The organism is Methanosarcina sp. DH1 (assembly GCF_020804205.1).
GTDB classification, from domain to species: Archaea; Halobacteriota; Methanosarcinia; order Methanosarcinales; family Methanosarcinaceae; genus Methanosarcina; species Methanosarcina vacuolata.
On the sequence record NZ_WJBJ01000019.1, the window covers coordinates 129305 to 146479 of the forward strand.

12 protein-coding genes are annotated in these 17175 nt (G+C 41.9%); 4 read left to right on the plus strand and 8 right to left on the minus strand.

Annotated elements, in window-relative coordinates:
* Window positions 1–279 precede the first annotated feature (279 nt).
* On the plus strand, window positions 280–1053 hold the full coding sequence (locus FXW07_RS09510; RefSeq protein WP_229395221.1) for a winged helix-turn-helix domain-containing protein: 774 nt from the start codon (window positions 280–282) through the stop codon (window positions 1051–1053).
* 170 nt (window positions 1054–1223) lie between these two features.
* On the opposite strand, the gene FXW07_RS09515 is transcribed toward FXW07_RS09510, so the two are convergent.
* The 3 genes from FXW07_RS09515 to mtaA form a co-directional block, all read right to left on the minus strand.
* Window positions 1224–2462 carry a GTP-binding protein gene (locus tag FXW07_RS09515; RefSeq protein WP_229395222.1) on the minus strand — a complete coding sequence of 413 codons (1239 nt, stop codon included), beginning with the start codon at window positions 2460–2462 and terminating at the stop codon, window positions 1224–1226.
* 108 nt (window positions 2463–2570) lie between these two features.
* Complete coding sequence (locus tag FXW07_RS09520) at window positions 2571–4190, minus strand: methylamine methyltransferase corrinoid protein reductive activase (protein WP_229395223.1); 1620 nt, start codon at window positions 4188–4190, stop codon at window positions 2571–2573.
* A 294-nt stretch (window positions 4191–4484) separates the two neighbouring features.
* On the minus strand, window positions 4485–5504 hold the full coding sequence (gene mtaA / locus FXW07_RS09525) for a methylcobamide:CoM methyltransferase MtaA (protein WP_229395224.1): 1020 nt from the start codon (window positions 5502–5504) through the stop codon (window positions 4485–4487).
* A 594-nt stretch (window positions 5505–6098) separates the two neighbouring features.
* On the opposite strand from mtaA, the gene FXW07_RS09530 reads away from it, so the two are divergent.
* The 3 genes from FXW07_RS09530 to FXW07_RS09540 all read left to right on the plus strand — a co-directional run bounded on the left by FXW07_RS09530 (window position 6099) and on the right by FXW07_RS09540 (window position 13031).
* Window positions 6099–8948 carry a cation-transporting P-type ATPase gene (locus FXW07_RS09530; RefSeq protein WP_229395225.1) on the plus strand — a complete coding sequence of 950 codons (2850 nt, stop codon included), beginning with the start codon at window positions 6099–6101 and terminating at the stop codon, window positions 8946–8948.
* A gap of 461 nt (window positions 8949–9409) precedes the next feature.
* Window positions 9410–12691, plus strand: a complete 3282-nt coding sequence (locus FXW07_RS09535) for a response regulator (protein ID WP_229395226.1) — start codon at window positions 9410–9412, stop codon at window positions 12689–12691.
* Window positions 12663–13031 carry a response regulator gene (locus FXW07_RS09540; protein ID WP_048117011.1) on the plus strand — a complete coding sequence of 123 codons (369 nt, stop codon included), beginning with the start codon at window positions 12663–12665 and terminating at the stop codon, window positions 13029–13031. The genes FXW07_RS09535 and FXW07_RS09540 overlap by 29 nt, the downstream gene beginning before the upstream one ends.
* A 36-nt stretch (window positions 13032–13067) precedes the next feature.
* Here FXW07_RS09540 and FXW07_RS09545 read toward each other — a convergent pair whose 3' ends face one another.
* Genes FXW07_RS09545 through FXW07_RS09565 form a run of 5 tightly spaced genes read right to left on the minus strand, consistent with a single transcriptional unit; the run spans window position 13068 to window position 17172 of the window.
* Window positions 13068–13853 (minus strand): winged helix-turn-helix domain-containing protein, encoded by a 786-nt coding sequence (locus FXW07_RS09545; protein WP_048153305.1) that lies wholly within the window; start codon window positions 13851–13853, stop codon window positions 13068–13070.
* On the minus strand, window positions 13850–14029 hold the full coding sequence (locus FXW07_RS09550; RefSeq protein WP_156150927.1) for a hypothetical protein: 180 nt from the start codon (window positions 14027–14029) through the stop codon (window positions 13850–13852). The genes FXW07_RS09545 and FXW07_RS09550 overlap by 4 nt, the downstream gene beginning before the upstream one ends.
* A 6-nt stretch (window positions 14030–14035) precedes the next feature.
* Complete coding sequence (locus tag FXW07_RS09555; RefSeq protein ID WP_229395227.1) at window positions 14036–14908, minus strand: class I SAM-dependent methyltransferase; 873 nt, start codon at window positions 14906–14908, stop codon at window positions 14036–14038.
* Between the two features lie 43 nt (window positions 14909–14951).
* On the minus strand, window positions 14952–15470 hold the full coding sequence (locus FXW07_RS09560) for an NADH-quinone oxidoreductase subunit B family protein (RefSeq protein WP_048153306.1): 519 nt from the start codon (window positions 15468–15470) through the stop codon (window positions 14952–14954).
* 10 nt (window positions 15471–15480) lie between these two features.
* A complete protein-coding gene (locus FXW07_RS09565) occupies window positions 15481–17172 on the minus strand; it encodes an NADH-quinone oxidoreductase subunit C (protein ID WP_229395228.1) in 1692 nt (563 codons plus the stop codon).
* Window positions 17173–17175: the final 3 nt, after the last annotated feature.

Sequence of the window (17175 nt, forward strand, 5' to 3'; positions counted from 1 at the left end):
TTGAAAATTATTCCACGTTTTTAAGACGAGAGAGTTTTATCAATTGATACACGGATATATGTCTCTGAGCAGGACCCGAATAAGCAAGAATAAAATCTTAATTGCTTTTAATATTGATTAACGTGATATGTATCGTTGATATGAAACGCTTTTTATTTCATCATCTCTTGACTAAAGGCTGAAACTATGCTGCCTCCATGATCGTGGTGGGTTTTAGGGCAAATTCTGGCGAATTTGTTCCGGTTTAGACAATATATGAGTAATTGGAAGCTGATAAACATGAGTTCACTTATAGACCTGATTTTTTTCTCTGAAAAAAGAAAAAATCTTCTTGTTCAGTTAGCTAATGGGCCGATGGATATTAACGAGATAAAAGAAGTTCTTAATGTAAACTCCTGTGCTCTAATGCCTCAGATTAAAAAACTGAAAGATATGGATATGATAGTGCAGAAGGGAAGTATCTACCAACTTTCGGATATAGGAACAGTAATTGTTGAGAGAATGCTCCCTCTTAAAGCTGTTCTTGACGTTTTTGACGGAAACAAGGACTACTGGTCAAAGCATGACAGGTCTCCTATTCCCGAACACCTGATTAAGAAAATTGATATGCTGGAAAAATGTAACCTGGACGAACCTGATCTTGACCACCTTTTCGAGTTTCCAGGGTATTTGCGTGACAAGCTAAATGATTCAAAAACTATAAAATCCTTTTACTCTTATTTCTGTCCTGATTGCCCGTCGATCCATGCTGCCTGTGCGGAAAACGGGGCTGAAGTACACCTTATGCTCGATGAAAAAGTGTATAAAAGATTTAAAAACGACTTCACCGAAGAATTTAATGTATTGCTTGAAAATAAAGTATCGCTTTATATATACTCCGGCAAAATAAGGCCCTCTTCCTTCATGGTTACTGATAATTTCTTTATGCTGAAACTCTTCGGAAAAGAAGGGGAATTCGATCACCGGAAGATCACGAGTTTTACTCCAGGTGCCCTGGAGTGGGGTAATGAACTGGCCCAGTATTATATAGACCGTTCCACGAAAATCAATTAAAAAATTAAGGCTAATTCAAAGATCAGTTAAAACCGGAGATCAATTAAAACCGGAGATCAATTAAAACCGGAGATCAATTAAAACCGGAGATCAATTAAAACCGGAGATCAATTAAAACCGGAGATCAATTAAAACCGGAGATCAATTAAAAAATGTGAGGAAAAATTTCTTTACTCACGAATTTCTTTTTCCTTATCACCATGCTTATGTTTTTCATGATGTTCATGTTCATGATGTTCATGTTCATGGTTTTCATGTTCATGGTTTTCATGTTCATGGTTTTCATGTTCATGGTGCTCATGTTCATGGTGCTCATGTTCGTGGTTATGTTCATGCTCGATTTTGTTTACTTTTATTTGTTTTCTCTCAAAGACCTCATATACCGAATTTTTTACAGCAGCTTTAACAGCTTCCTTGTCAACGTTTGAGACCGCGGAAAGTATCTTGAGGGTAGGGGTGGCTCCTTCCTTTGATTTGATCACATCTTCCTGGGGCTCTTCATAATATACTGTAACGCTCTGTTTCACGGTTTCTGACCCATTGTCCAGGAAAAGCTTGATGTGCCCTATAAATTCGGGATTTAGTTGCAGCACCTTTGATTTTATCGTGTTCATCAGTTCGGTTGTTAATTCCCTGGCAGCCTCAGTACTTAGACTTCCGTTTTCAACTGCAAATTCTGCAGAATAACTGCCTACTTTTGAGGCTTCAATTGAACTTTCGGTCTCCTCCGGTGCGGAAGGTTCAGCTTTAGAAGGTTTTCCTTCTTCTGTTATCTCAGCTCCAGGCGCTTCTCTCGATAGTTCTTCAAGATCCGGAAGTACTAACCGCATAAAATTCTCAAAGCTCTCGCCCGTGTCTTTTCCTGAAAGCAGGACTATTTTGGATTTCGGGTTCAGTTGCTGGACCGAGGCTTCAAGGATTGGAATCCGAATAGGTTCTATCAGGTCTATCTTATTTATCCCGAGAATTTCCGCATCAATAATCTGCCTCATGGCAAATTCTTTTACTTCTTTCATCAGGTGCTTGAAACGGCTGCCGTCAATCAGGGTCACAAGAGGAGCGATTTTTACCTGCTCGCCAAGGTTCATGAGTTCGATTTCTTTCTTTATTATATTCGGGAAAGCTATGCCTGTGGGTTCGATCATGAGGATGTCAGGCTTGTATTCATTTGCAAGATAAGTAACTGTTACCCTTAACCCTACTTTCAGAGAACAGCAGATGCACCCACTCGTGATTTCCTTCGTATCGAACCCGAACTTTTTTATCACATCCCCGTCAATTCCGACTTCCCCGATCTCGTTCACTATAATGGCAACTTTTTTTCCTTTCTCTGCCAGGTATTTGCCCATATTGATAATAGTGGTGGTTTTCCCGCTTCCCAGAAATCCCCCCACCACAATGACCTGCACGTTTTTTCCTCCCTTCGTACCTTCTTGCCTATTGCTTATTGCCTATTGCTTATTGCCTATTGCTTATTTTTCCTTTATTTGTTTTTAATCTCAATAAGCTTACTCGTTTTACTTTCCTGCGACTGTTAGATTTTCCCATTTAAATCTGTCATCAGGGCAGGCGTGCAGACAGCGCTGGCAATTTGCACCATCACAGAGGTCAGTCCTTATTTTTACGGTTCCGTTTTCTTCCATTCTCAGGGCTCCGTTAGGGCAGACCTTTACGCACTTATGGCAGCCTTCACATCCCTCGATTACCATAGTAAGGTAAGTCCCGACTTTTTCCAGTACTTCAAGCCCTTCTTCTCCAAGTTCGGGAATATCCCTTTCAACCTGGCGGTCAATTTTGAGAATAGAAGAAGGTTCACCAATTATGGGCAGTTTTTTCTTTTTCAGGAATTTCTGAAGCATCTTAAAGGCCATACCCTCGTTCCAGTAAGCAAGCTCCAGCATATAAGCCTCCTTAAACGCATCGGAGGTTGCAAACATTACATGGGTGCCCACTATTTCCTTTGCAATTGTCTGCAGTTCCCAGAGCCTGTCTTCAGAAAGCAGGATTTCCCTGGCAACGGTTAGGGAGGTATTTCCTATCTGGGAAACATAATTCGCGTTGTAAGGGATCATTCCCACCTTATGGGCTTTTGCAGCGTCCATATAAGTACCCGCAGCGCCTGACATGTGAGCGGTCTGAAGTTCTTCCATGTCTATGCCTGCAGATGCACAGAGTGTAATATGTCCTGCCCTGATTGCACCTATTGCTCTTCCTGCTTCAATAAGGTCCTTATTCGTGAATTTTATCCCGTCTTGAAGGTGGAGAATGCCATCTGGAGTTTGAATCTTTGGCAGCACAATTAATTTGTTTCTCATGCCTGCTTCTATAAGGGCAATAACTCCGGTACCAGTGATGCCTTTTGCAGTAAGTTCTCCCTTTTCTATGATTTCTCCTGTTTTTGGATTTACAAGGTCACCCCTGGTGGCTGTCATATCCCTGTCAAGTACGTAACACCGCAGATTTTCTCCTTCAAATTCCACATCAGAAATTGTATGGGGGGACGCAATAGATCCGTATTCTATCTCCTGTCCCTCAAGAGCTGGGCCTGCAGCGGCTGAACCGGTATATATAACACCGTTTGCTTTAAGAGCCATTTCGGCATTTGTGCCATAGTCCGTTGCAATAGCGATCTCATTACTCTCAATCATGCCAGCCTTTACAATAAGAGCAAGAGCATCGGCTCCAACTTCGTGTTTAATTGCCGGGGGCACAAATAGTTTGCAATTTGCAGCTTCTTCAAATCCCTCTATTTCGGCCAGGGGTATTATTCGAGCATCCCTGTTTTGCTCTTCTATGTGGTATTTTTGCTTTTTACGCTCTCCGGCGTATGCCAGGTCTTCGATTGGAATACCCTGAAAGATGGAAAGCTGAATTGGATTTCCGCAAATCGAAAATTTTTCCATTTCTGCCAGGTCCACTCCAAGTTCAGCAAGAATATTTTTTACCGCGGTTGCCGAGAGCCCGTGGGCCTTGTCAAGCCCGTAATGGATTGCAAAATCAAGATGGTCCATTACGTTTGCTCCGGGCAGGGGATTTCTCAGTGTTATAACGGTTTTCTTAATTTCCCCGGTCTCCAGGTCAATTTTCTGGGCCCTAAAACCGCTGGTTCCGAGGTCAATTGCAACTCCTATTCTCATATCTTAACCTCCTCCAAAAAAAGTTTAAGATTTGTTAGCCAGTACGTTTTAGACATATTCTGAGTTTAATATATTTAGATATGTATTATGTTGAATTAGATCTAAAGCTATTTAACTGAATTGTTTATTCTAAACGACTCTCCTCAGTTCACAGCCTGTCAGAGTCTGGCTCTAGAGTTTTCACTCCACCTGCTAAAACTAAAAAAATATGAAGTAGGACACAATTCCAGGTATTCTAAAATTCTTAGATCTATGAATGTGTCCTTAAAAAAATAAATAAATTTTTGTGCCTTTTCAGGCGTAGTACTCGTCTCTTGCTGCAACCATTGCTTTGATGTTTTCGAGAGGGGTCATGGGTGCAATCCCACAGCCAGGTGCAAGCACATCGATGCCGCCTTCAAGAGCTACTTTTGCTTCAGCTTTTATCTTGTCAATAGGCCCGGGCAGCAGGGTAAAAGGACTGGAAACGTTTCCTACTAATCTTGCTCTGTCTCCAATGACTTTCTTTCCTTCTGCTGCATTACCGATCTTTTCTTCTACGCTGAGGCCTTCAAAACCGCAGTCTGCCATGTCACTGAGGATAGCGTTAACCTTTCCGCAGATGTGGAGTACAGTCACGGAGTTAACGCTAGCTGAAAACTTCTGTAACCTTGACTGGAGGAACTGTCTGAATGTGTCAGGGCTCATAAGGTCAGGGGAAGCGACAGGGTCTGCAATAGCGATGACATCTGCACCGGCTTCAACCATTGCGTTTGCATAAGCGATTGCAGCTTCTGTGGCGATATCGAGAGCCTGTTCAAAGAGGTCAGTCTTTTTAATGGACCATTTCATGAAGGATTTTACACTTACCAGGTCAGAAGCGACTGTAATAGGTCCTTCCATACCTCCGATAATTGGCACATCAGGACCTACTTTTTCCCTGACAATCTTAAAAGCTTCGAGTACGGCTGGGATTCTACCCTTCTGCAGAAGGTCTGCGGGGACGGCTGCGCCATCGAGGCTTTTGGGGTAGGGGTGTTCTATGACAGAAGGCTGTCTGTTCTTGGTACCCATATTGATTTGGCAGCCCATTGCTTCAACAAGCACGGTAAGACAGTAAGGAAGCCTTACAGCTTCAAGTCCGCTAAGTTCATAGTTGGCGATTGCCAGCTTTGCCATAAGCTCGGGATTGGTGTGAGCTTCAGGCCAGGCAGCTCCAACTTCATCCATAAGTTCTACAATCCCTGTCTGGGTTACGGAGCAGACAGGTACTTTGTCAACGGGCTTGCCTTCAAGGGCAGCTAAGAGTCTCGTTTTAAGTGTAAATTCGCTCATAGTCATACCTTTTTAAGTTATCTCAATTTATTTTTATTAGGATTTTATTGCCTACTTGACAATATTATTGTTTAGACCTTTTAAATCCAAAAGGTTTCACGCCCCGGAATGAAAAATCCAGAGTTTTGAAACACAGTTAAAATCTCAGGTTTTGCCTGGGAACTCAAAAATAAATTCGAATCTCCCTTTCCACCTCACCCGAGTGGAGATGAAAACAAGGGTACTAAAAATAATTCTCAGGCTCCTTTGATTACATTAGAGTACGGGCATTTTTTTTAGTTAACAACTTATAAAAGCTATTTGTCAAGAATATTTTTTTACCATATTTCTAATAAATAGGGTCATAAATTTCGACCCCGTTGTTCAGCTTTCTACGGTATCTAGGTTCTCCATTTTACGGTATCTGGGTTCTCTATTTTTCACTTTACTTTGTTAATGGATCAAGCCTGATCTGATAACGAATCAGATGTAATTTTTCCCTGCCTTATTTTCTCTTTTACTTTGCTGCCTCTCTTACTTTGGATTTCGAGATGTTTTCGGAATCTATGTCAAGCTTCTTATTCTTGTATCACATTAAATCACAATGGGGATTCGATGGGGAAGAATCTGACTGGCGATAACAGCAAGATTTGTTCGCCCCAGGGGAACGAGCACAGTATTCCACTTTCGGTTTTTCTTCAAAAACTAGGGGTTGACGAAAACGGACTCCGCGATCAGGAAGCTGCCAGGCGGCTCAAAGAATGCGGAGCGAATATTCTTGAGGAAACAGGAAAAGAGAGCAGAATTAAAAAGTATCTCAGGCAGTTTCGGAATTTATTCTCGATCCTGTTAACTGTGGGATCTATTCTGTCTTTCATTGGAGAATACCTTGATCCAGGGAAGGGAAACCTGTATATAGGAATTGCTCTTGCAGGCGTTGTAGTCATCAATGGGACCTTTACATTCATACAGGAGTACCAGGCTGAAAAAACAATGGAAAGCTTTCGTCAGCTTCTTCCGCCTCATGCCAGGACCCTGAGGGAAGGAAAGGTAAAGGATATTCTGGCATCGGAGCTTGTGGTAGGAGACGTCATCCTTCTTGAGGAAGGAGATAAGGTTCCTGCCGATGGGCGTTTGATTGAAATTAATACTCTGAAAGTGGATAACTCGGCTATTACTGGCGAATCCGAGCCTCAGCTTCGGTCCCTTGAATGCACTCATCCAAATATGCTGGAGTGCAGGAACATGGTTTTTTCAGGGACTCTGATACAGAGCGGGAATGGAAAAGCTGTTATCTTTGCCACTGGAAAAAATACTCAGATCGGAAGCCTTGCAACACTCACACAACAGACTTCGGGCGTGGATACTCCCATTCGAAGAGAAATAAATTACTTCATAAAAGTCATATCCACAATTGCGATTTCCCTTGGAATAGTCTTTTTTATACTTGCTTTTCTTCTTCAGGATGTTTTTCTTGCAAGCCTGATCTTTGCGATTGGAATTATTGTCGCCAATGTGCCCGAAGGACTTTTGCCCACAGTCACTCTTGCCCTCAGCCTTGCGTCCAAGCGAATGGCTTCGCGGAATGCCCTTATAAAACAGCTTGAGTCCGTAGAAACTCTGGGCTCGACAACGGTTATCTGTACGGATAAGACCGGTACCCTGACTCAGAATAAGATGGCAGTAAACTCTATCATGATCGGTTTTGAATGTCTCGTTCTCGAAAACCCTGCCAGCACTAAAAAAACAACCACAGAACAGGACATCAGCGAAAGCACAAACAAAGCGGATGTGGAAAAATTTGCGGATTCAGGGGCAGAAGAATTCTGTGCCCTAAAAAAACCTGTATGGGACCCTGAAAAATTGCCCTCTGTTTTCATAAGAGTTGCAGGGCTATGTAATAACGCAAAACTTCGCGAGTCTGCCCCGGGATATACCGGTGACCCAACCGAAGGCGCACTTCTCGTTTTTGCAAATGGCCTGGAGGATATCGGAAAGCTCAAGAATGATTATCCGAGGCTGGAAGAATTTCCTTTTGATTCGCTGACCAAAAGAATGGAAGTTATCTGTCGCACTCCGGAAGGAAAACTTGAAGTTTATCTCAAGGGCGCCCCGGAAGTAGTTGTGAAAATGTGCAGTTCATCCCTGGATTCAGGAGGGACCCGGAAGCTGGATGAAACTGAGCAACAAAAGCTTCTTAACCGGCACCTGAACCTTGCAAAAAAAGGAGAAAGAATTATAGCTCTTGCATACAGGCCGATAGAAGAACTAAGGGAATATACAGGGGACTTCATCTTCCTGGGATTTGTAGGAATTGTAGATCCTCCACGCCCTGAAGCCAGAGAAGCTATAGCAAAGTGCCATACAGCCGGGATCAAGGTTGTCATGATCACGGGCGATCACCCTGTCACTGCAGAATCAATAGCAAAGGACGTAGGACTTGCAAACTCAGGAAACCTGGAGATTATTACCGGAAATGAACTGGCAACGCTATCACGCGCAGATCTTGCTTCAAGATTAAAAAATCCGAGCATTGTCTTTGCCCGCACTTCTCCTGTACAAAAACTGAAAATTGTACAGCTCTTTCAGGCCGAAGGGGAGATAGTGACCATGACAGGAGACGGGGTCAATGATGCTCCTGCAATCAAGAATGCGGATATGGGTGTTGCTATGGGCAGCGGTACGGATGTGGCGCGCGAAGCTGCGGATATGGTACTCCTTGATGATAATTTCGCTACGATTGTGAATGCTGTAGAAGAAGGCAGGACGGTTTTTGATAATATTAAAAAATTCATCGTATACATCCTTGCCAGCAATATTCCTGAGATCCTGCCTTTCATAGCCTTCGTCCTCTTTGCCCTGCCCCTTCCCATGCCTGTACAGCTTATCCTGGCAATCGACTTGGGCACGGATATGCTGCCTGCGATTGCCCTGGGAAAAGAAAAAGGGGAAGGAGACATTATGAAAAGACCTCCCAGAGCGAAAGAAGAAAAGCTTTTGACTCCTCCTCTGCTTTTTACAGCTTACGCAATAAAGGGTCCTGTAGAAGCTATTGCAGGCTTTTTCTGTTATTTTTCCGTACTTTTTGAGGGGGGCTGGAGTTTTGGAGAGCAGCTTGCAAATAACAACCCCCTTTATATGCAGTCAATAACCGCTTTCTTTTCAGCAGTGATTATATGCCAGATTGCTAATGTTTTTGCTTCCCGAACACGTTATCAATCAGTCTTCTCAATGGGTTTATTCAGCAACCGTACTGTCCTGGTAGGAATTGCAAGTGAACTCTTGATTCTGGCATTTATTATCTGGAATCCGTCGGCAAATCTTATTTTCAATACTTCTCCTCTTGACCTCAGATATTTGCTAATTGCTGTTCCTTTTGCGATATTATTGCTCGGAATCGATGAGTTAAGAAAATATCTGTTGAGAAAGAATGTAATCTGGGTGACCAGATACCTTAAGTGGTAAATCAAAGTTACAAAAAGCGGGATTTACAATGAAAATTGCAATGCTGGTCAAGGTAGCAAACATAAGTGAGTCCCGGTTTTTCTTCATTTTTCAGATTACTTAATATATCATTCTTAATATATATTATCGAGTATACAATGCATGAGCTCCGTAATCAGTATCATTTTGCTAGTATTAAAGCGCCAAAATTAGTATTATTTTGTTAATGATTACTGTTTAAGCCTTTTTTTCCGTAAAAAACTCTAATATCTACTTATAATTGATATCGTGAATTTTGTTGACCTTTTATTTTTGATTTTAGAAAGATATTTTGTTATGAATGAATATAGAAAACTTTTATATAGATTCCAATTTAATTTCATCTGTCAATTATTTTATTACATTATAAAGTTCTCTGCAGACCCACCCCGTGTCTCACCTCCGGTTTAGTTAACCCGAAGCCCCAGCACCGAGCTTAAAATATGAACGTTAGTAGAAAGATCCTTGCTATTATCTATATCATCTTTGCTCTTCTCATTTCAGTTGTTATTTTTGCGTCTCAGAGCATTCTCGGTTCCACTTTTTCCGACTTGCAGGAAAAAGAGGCAGCTGACAACGTAGAAAAGATAGAGAATATGATTAATCTTCAGGTCCTACAGCTTGAGAAGATTAATTCTGCTCTCTCTTCAAGAGACGATGTCAGGAATTTAATACTTAATCAGGACCCTCAAAATCTCAGCAGTGGGACTTCACTCGGTGACATCTTTTCCGTCAGTGGATGTGATTTTATTTTTCTGGTAAATAACTCAGGGTATATTGTGTATTCTGAAATTTCGGGTCCTGAACTCTCTACTCTTAATGCTTCTACTCTTAGTGCTTCCTCTCTTAATTCTTCTACTCTTAATGCTTCCTCTCTTAATTCTTCTACTCTTGATGCTTCTTCTCTTAGTGCTTCTTCTCTTAGTGCTTCTTCTCTTAATGCTTCTTCTCTTAATGCTTCTTCTCTTAATGCTTCTACTCTTGATGCTTCTTCTCTTAGTACTTCTACTCTTAATGCTTCTACTCTTGATGCTTCCGCTCTTCTCAAAGTCCGTCAAAGAATTAATGATGGCAGTTTACTCTGTAAGGGTGCTGAAACTTCTTTAAAAGGTATACTACTGTTTGAAAATGGTCTTGCAGTAATCTCCGGCCAGCCTGTGCTCACTTCGCCAGAAAATAACGAAGTCTCAGGGACAATCATTCTTGGAAAATATCTTGATTCGAGCTTTATCGAATCCGTTCAGGAAAGTACAGGAAGTAAATTTACAATTTCCAGTTTCAACAATGCGTCTTCGGATCTTATGCAGGCTTTTTTTGCAAACCCTGGTCCGAACTTCACATATGCGGTAACTGGAGAAAACGTTACCTGTTATTCTGTGCTTGAGGATTTTTCTGGAAGCCCAGCTATTGTAATCCAGGCTGGCGCAGACAGCAGTATCTATGCCAGGGGTCAGAAGGCTCTCAGATACATAGTGTTTTTCCTTCTGTTCGCAGGCCTCATGATTGGGGCAAGTTGCAAGATTCTTCTCGATAGGGAGGTGGTATCCCGAATAGTTGCAATTGATAATTTTGTGGAGAAAGTAAGACTGAATGAAAATTTCTCCGAGCGATTTTCTACGTATGGGAATGATGAGCTCTCAAGGCTGTCCGAGGGAATAAACCAGACCCTTGACCGCCTGAGAACTACTTCTGATGAATTTAAAGCCCAGGAACACGAAAAAAAGCTAATTCTTGATTCTCTCAGTGAACTGGTAGTCTTTATGGACTCCGACTTGAGGATAATCTGGCTAAATAAAGCAGCTCTTGATCACATGGGCATGAAAATGGGTGACGTTATCGGGCGTCGTTATCAAGATATGTATATTTTATATAAAGAAAACCCGAGTAAGTCGCCGGTACTGAAAGTACTGGAATCCGGGAACGAAGAGTTTGGGGAAGTAGTTACGCAGGATGGAAAAGTCTGGACAGTCACTGCGATTCCCATAAAAAACGAAGATGGCAGGATTACCGGGGTCCTGAAAACAGGGCTTGATATTACTGCACACAGGCGTTCGGAAGAAAAACTAATTCAGGCAAAACTGGAAGCTGAAGAAGCAAACAATTTCAAGAGCGAATTTCTTGCAAATGTTAGCCATGAGTTGCGGACACCTTTGAATTCCATTATAGGTTTTTCAGATATTCTTATTGACAAAGTTTTTGGAGAACTTAACGAAAAGCAGTTCCGATACGTGAACAATATCTCAACCAGTGGGAAACATTTGCTGGTACTTATAAATGATATCCTCGATCTCTCAAAAGTAGAAGCCGGGAAAATGGAACTTCACTATAGTGAATTTTCGATTGATTCCGTTTTTGAAGAAGTTAAAGCCGTTCTCTCCCCTCTTATACAGGTAAAATCTCTTGAAGCAACTTTTAATGTAGAATCCGACTGTACAACGCTTGAAGCCGACAGAGGCCGCATAATTCAGATTCTTTACAACCTCGTAAGTAATGCAATAAAATTTACCCCGAATGGTGGAAAAGTCTCAGTATATTGCAAAGAGAGTGGAAACCGGGCGCTTATTTCAGTCATAGATACCGGTATAGGCATTTCTGCTGAAGACCAGGTAAAGCTTTTCAAGCCCTTTACCCAGCTCGATGCATCAACAACAAGGCAGTATTGCGGCACAGGACTTGGGCTTGCTCTTGTGAAGAAAATCGTGAACTTGCACCAGGGAGATATCTGGGTTGAGAGCGATCCTGGGAAAGGCAGTAACTTTACCTTTTCACTTCCTCTCAGGAAACCGCTGGAGCTCAGAAAAGCTGGGATTGAAGATGTAATCATAGAATTCGAAATGAATAAAGCAGAAGCCCTTTCAGTAAAAGAAAACGTTGAGGATTTGCAGGAAGAAGTAGAACTGCCCGAAATCTGTTTCTCTGAAAAGGGAGATGTTAAGCAGGAACTTATTCTGGTAGTTGATGATGACAAAAGTTCCAGTGAACTTCTCTCCATTATCCTTAAGGACGCAGGATATAGTGTGGCTCTCCTTTATAATGGAAAAAGAGTTTTAAAGGTTGCAAAGATCCTGAAACCCGATATTATCACTCTGGATGTTTTCCTGCCAGATACTAATGGCTGGCTTGTCCTGAGGCAGCTAAAGAATGACCCCTGTACGGCTTCTATACCTGTACTTATTATCTCCATGACCAATAATAATGAGCTTGGAATTACCCTTGGAGCAACCTACTCTTTTGCAAAGCCGGTAAAAAGAGTTGAACTGGTAAATTCTCTCCAGGAAATTACCGGAAAGTTCCGGTTTGAATATCCTAAAGTTCTTATAGTAGATGACGATGAAAATACTGTAGAACTGTTGAGTTCAATGATTGAGCCCGAGGGCTTTGAGGCTATAAAAGCTTACAGCGGGAGAGAAGGTCTACAGAAGCTTTTCTCAGAGCAGCGTCCCGATATTCTGATTCTTGACCTCATGATGCCGGAAATTAGCGGATTTGATGTTATATCCAGCATGAGGGCCGATGTACGCACGAAAGATATACCTCTTATTGTATGCACTTCTGGCGAGCTTACTGAGAAGAATCTCGAAGAACTGAACAGTGAGCTAAAAGGACATCTTATTTCTATTCTGAAGAAAGGCACTTTTGGAAGAAAAGAGTTAATTAATATCATAAAACAATTAGCTATGCTGAAGAGGCGTAATGATGAAAAAAATCCTGATTGTCGAAGATAATCCCATGAACATGGAACTGATCCTGGACCTTCTGGAATTCTACGGACATAACATAACTAAAGCCGAGGATGGAGTAAAGGCCCTTGAACGCCTTGCTGAAACAAAATTCGATATTATCCTGCTGGATATGCAACTTCCGAAGATGGACGGACTTGAGGTTCTCGACAGAATTAAGAAAAATCCTGCTACTGCAGATATCCCTGTGATAGCGGTTACTGCCCATGCTATGAAAGGCAGTGAAGAACATTTCATAGAAATGGGCTGCGTGGACTATGTCTCCAAACCTATAGACATTCACAAATTCAGAGCTCTGATAGATAAGTATCTGGGAGAGAACTAATCTTAACTTCAGAAGGGCAGTACTTCAGAAGAGCAGTTATAGTTTCTCCAGTTGTGTGGACCTGTCCTTATAGTATAAAAAGAGTTCTTCGCACCATTTCAGTGCACTCTCGTCAAAACTCATCAGGCGTTGATGGTCAAACTTTCCCTTCTTGTCGAAAAGCACAAGCGAGCAGAAACGCTCTGTTACTACGTCTTTCAGGGTTACGCTTTTTTCACAGATGTAAATTTCAACATTTTTTGATTCCAGAAGAAATTTCAGATCCGTATAATAATCTTTTTTCATCCTGTCAAAAACGGGTTCTGTCAGAATAAGATCTATTTCAGCCTCTTTTCTTACAAGTTCCAGGTACATTTCAACGTGAAGAGGGTTGAAATATGAGAGAAACATCTTGACGTGTTTTGATTCCAGAAGGTTGCTTCTGAAATCTTCAGGAATTTCAAAAAGCCGGTTAAGGTCTGGTTCAAGCATGAAATAGTTCCCTAATTCATCAATCCTGTTAAGGAGAGCCTCGGGAATTGCGGTAAAGTCATGGTTTGTCCAGTAATCGTAATTTTCTTCAAAAACCCTTACGGTATTTAGCAAAGGTTCCATCTTTTCAACTACTATCTCTCCTATCTCCGAGAGTTTGTAGGTGTTTCTATCGTCCTGTATTATCAGGCGTCCTTCTTTTAGTTTTTTGATCTGGGGCATTATCGATGTCGAGTTGACGTTGAGGGCTGTTTTTATTTCGTCTCCGGTCTTTGGCCCTTCTTCTAGCAGGAGTAATACATCTTTCCTTTTTTCTGAAAGAAACGCCAGATCAATAAGTGATGTTTTCATTTTGTTCCATCTCCCCGGGAAAGTTTTATATTTAGAAGAGATATTTCCCCTTTATTTCTTTTCAGAAAGCAGTCTGAGTTAGTAAAAAATTCTTTCTTCCTCCAGAAGAACTTTGAAGGAACTTCTTGCAACATTATTGCGCTACTTTTCAATTGATCCTTTATATTTTTTTCCAAAAAACCTTATTTTTTTCCCGTAGCCAATACATAACCCACATATTTTGAGGTTAATTTCTTTCGGAATAAAATTTTTTTACTTTTTTCCAGTCTTTTGAACCTGTATCGGACCTTTTTGCTTAATAAGTAGTACTTAGCCATTTTCGAGATCGTGTCTATAAGGTACTTTATAAAGCTCCAGGTCCCTCCCATCGCTTCTGCCATGTATTTTGTTTCCTGAAGGTACCGAATAGGTTTGCACATTCTTACATTAACATCTTTCAGATCTGCTCTTTCAAGTTCTTCTTTCCATTCTTCAGGCGACAGCAGGGAAAATGGAAGTCCTGTTATTTCTCCAATTATTTTTTCGGCTTGAGCGATTTCTTTGGCGGCTTTAGCAGGAATTTCCTTTTCTCTATACATTTCGTTAATCCCCACATAAGCCCCAAACCTCAGAACCCTTGCGAATTCTGTGAAAGCTGTTTCCCTATCTAAAAACTGGGACACAAACTCTGTTATCACGGCATCGAAAGCTCCTGCTTCAAAGGGCAGGGCGTGAGCATCCCCTAATATGAATTTTGCTTTGTCCGAAACTCCCTGTTTTTTTGCCCTTTCTTTTGCTTCCTCAATCGAAAGTTTTGCAATATCAATTCCTACTACCTCACAGCCGATTTCTCTGGCAAGGTAGCAGGCAGAAAAACCGCTTCCACATCCAACCATCAGGACTTTTTTCGTAGAGTCAATCCTGCATAATTCGGCAAGTTTTCTGGTAGAGGTAAGGCCGCCGACATGATAATAAGGTACTCCCAGATAACTCATAAAGTCATAATAGCCCAGAGCTTCGGCTTGTTTAACTGAAAGTTTTTGTTCTCTGTGTGGGATGTCTCTCTCTGCCTTCATTTCAAATCTGCCAGTTTCTGAAATAATTTAACATTCCAAATGATCAGTTCTCATTTTCCTTATTTTTTACCAGGGCAAAGATCCCGCGCAGGATTTCTTTCGGAGAGGGAGGGTTTCCAGGAATTTTTATATCCACAGGCAGGATTTTGTCGACTCCGCCAAGTACGGCATAAGAGCCCTTATAAATCCCTCCATCACAAGCGTCATCTCCGACTGCGACCACGAATTTGGGAAAGGGCATGGCTTCATAGGTTTTTAGAACGGCTTCGGCCATATTCAGAGTGACTGCGCCTGTAACCAGCAGGACATCAGCATGCCTTGGGGATGCCACAAAAGAGATCCCAAATCTCTCAACATCATAATGCGGGGTTCCGAGGTTTGAAACCTCAATTTCCGTTGAATTGTCGCTTCCTGAATCCAGTTCGCGGATTGCAAGGCTGTGCCCGAAAACCCTGTTAACTTTAGTTCTCAGTTTGGAGCCTAGAGTTTCAAGTTCACTATCGGAAAATTCAAATTTTTCCGTTACTTTCGGACGGAAGACGTATGTAAGCGGGTTTACCATCCATTTCACCTCAGAGATCAGTTCCAGCATAGGAAAGATTAAAGCTCTTATTTATCAGAGGAAAATCAGGAACGATATTCCCTAGCACTGCATGTTCTATGGCCTGCCAGTTGCAGAAGGAGGCTGTTCTAACCTTATAGCGGTCGATTAGCCCGCTTCTGACATAAACCCAGTGAAGGTTCTGTCCCCGTGCAGCTTCAACCATTGAAAGGGCATATCCATCTGGAATATTTGAAATTGAAAATTCGGTTGTCTCGGCAATGATTGCGCCTTCCGGGATTGACGCTATAAGTTTCGTTATCAGGAAAGCTGAATTAAGAACTTCGGCAGCTTTAACCTCAAACCGAGAAAGGACATCGCCTGCCATTTTAATTGCTCTTCCCGGAGGCATATCTTTGTATATTCCGTAGGGATGGTCAAGTCTGACATCATATGTAGCTCCGGCAGCCCGAGCAATAGGGCCTGTAAGATTAAGCGGAGCGATCAATTTCTTCTTTAAAACCCCGGTTGTTGAAAATCTGTCAATAAGTGATGAGGACGTATAAACAGCGGTAATCGCGGATTCAAATTGTGGTACAAATGTTTTCAAATAAAGGTCTAGTTTTGAAAGAGATTCGCCTGAAATCTCCTTTTTTACTCCTCCTATATCTATAGTGCCTCTCATAAATCGGGAGCCTGTGAGAAACTCGTTTTGCCTGAAAATATTCTCACGGAGGATCAGGAAAGGTGTTGTCATTCTAGGAAATCCTATATCGGTAATCATGCCCGAGAGATCTCCCATATGCGAGTAAATGCGCTCGAGTTCCAGGAAAATAGCCCTTAAGTAGTTCGCTCTTTCCGGAATTTCAATTCCCGCAATTTTTTCTACGGCCGTACAGAAGGCAACAGCATTGGCAACGGTTTCATCCCCACTTATTGCCTCCGCAATAGGAATACAGGCAGAGGGGCTTTTTCCCTCGGCAAGCTTTTCGATTCCCCGGTGTTTATAAAAGAGCCGGATTTCGAGATTGAAGATTGGTTCTCCGATGACACTGAACCTGAAATGCCCAGGCTCAATAATTCCTGCATGTACAGGCCCGACAGGGATCTGGTAAACGCCTTCCCCCTCTAGCTGTTTAAAAGGATATGCTTCCTCCGGGCTTTCAACAGTCTGAATTTTCCCGTTTTTAAAAGATTTAAGGAGAGGATGAAAGCCTTCAGGATAGGCCTCATGTAAAAAGAGTCTTCTTTTGTCAAAAGCATCTGTAAATTCTATCCCAAATCCGTCCCGGATTTCCCGTTCATACCAGCATGCCGAAGGAAAAACCGTGGCAATAGATGTAGTTTCCTTTCTGACATGCCGCATAAACGCAAATACGTCAGTAGAACTGTTCATTCTGAAAATATAAAAGAGAGTAAAACCAGGTTTTCCTTCAAAATCCTGAACGCAGAACAGACTTATCAGGATAAAACCCTTCTCGGAAAGCGCAGGTACGGTTTTTAAAAACTCCTCTTCTGTCAGGGGAATATAGAATTCATTATTTTTTCCCCTTTCGATCTGCGGCTCTTTACCTGCAATGTCAATCATTAAATCCGTAGCTTGCCGGGTCGCCAGAACCGAAGGAGTCTCCAAAACTGCAGAATTACCTGAAATCTGGTAATTACCTCTTAATTTCGGGCCTGCCGGCATCAGGGAACTTACTGTGTCTTTGTTTGAACTCATCTT

Excerpts from the sequence above, each read along its gene's own strand:
- FXW07_RS09510 (WP_229395221.1), top strand. The coding sequence starts at position 280 with ATGAGTTCACTTATAGACCTGATTTTTTTCTCTGAAAAAAGAAAAAAT.
- FXW07_RS09520 (WP_229395223.1), bottom strand. The coding sequence starts at position 4,190 with ATGAGAATAGGAGTTGCAATTGACCTCGGAACCAGCGGTTTTAGGGCC.
- mtaA (WP_229395224.1), bottom strand. The coding sequence starts at position 5,504 with ATGAGCGAATTTACACTTAAAACGAGACTCTTAGCTGCCCTTGAAGGC.
- FXW07_RS09530 (WP_229395225.1), top strand. The coding sequence starts at position 6,099 with ATGGGGAAGAATCTGACTGGCGATAACAGCAAGATTTGTTCGCCCCAG.
- FXW07_RS09535 (WP_229395226.1), top strand. The coding sequence starts at position 9,410 with ATGAACGTTAGTAGAAAGATCCTTGCTATTATCTATATCATCTTTGCT.
- FXW07_RS09540 (WP_048117011.1), top strand. The coding sequence starts at position 12,663 with ATGAAAAAAATCCTGATTGTCGAAGATAATCCCATGAACATGGAACTG.
- FXW07_RS09545 (WP_048153305.1), bottom strand. The coding sequence starts at position 13,853 with ATGAAAACATCACTTATTGATCTGGCGTTTCTTTCAGAAAAAAGGAAA.
- FXW07_RS09555 (WP_229395227.1), bottom strand. The coding sequence starts at position 14,908 with ATGAAGGCAGAGAGAGACATCCCACACAGAGAACAAAAACTTTCAGTT.
- FXW07_RS09560 (WP_048153306.1), bottom strand. The coding sequence starts at position 15,470 with ATGGTAAACCCGCTTACATACGTCTTCCGTCCGAAAGTAACGGAAAAA.
- FXW07_RS09565 (WP_229395228.1), bottom strand. The coding sequence starts at position 17,172 with ATGAGTTCAAACAAAGACACAGTAAGTTCCCTGATGCCGGCAGGCCCG.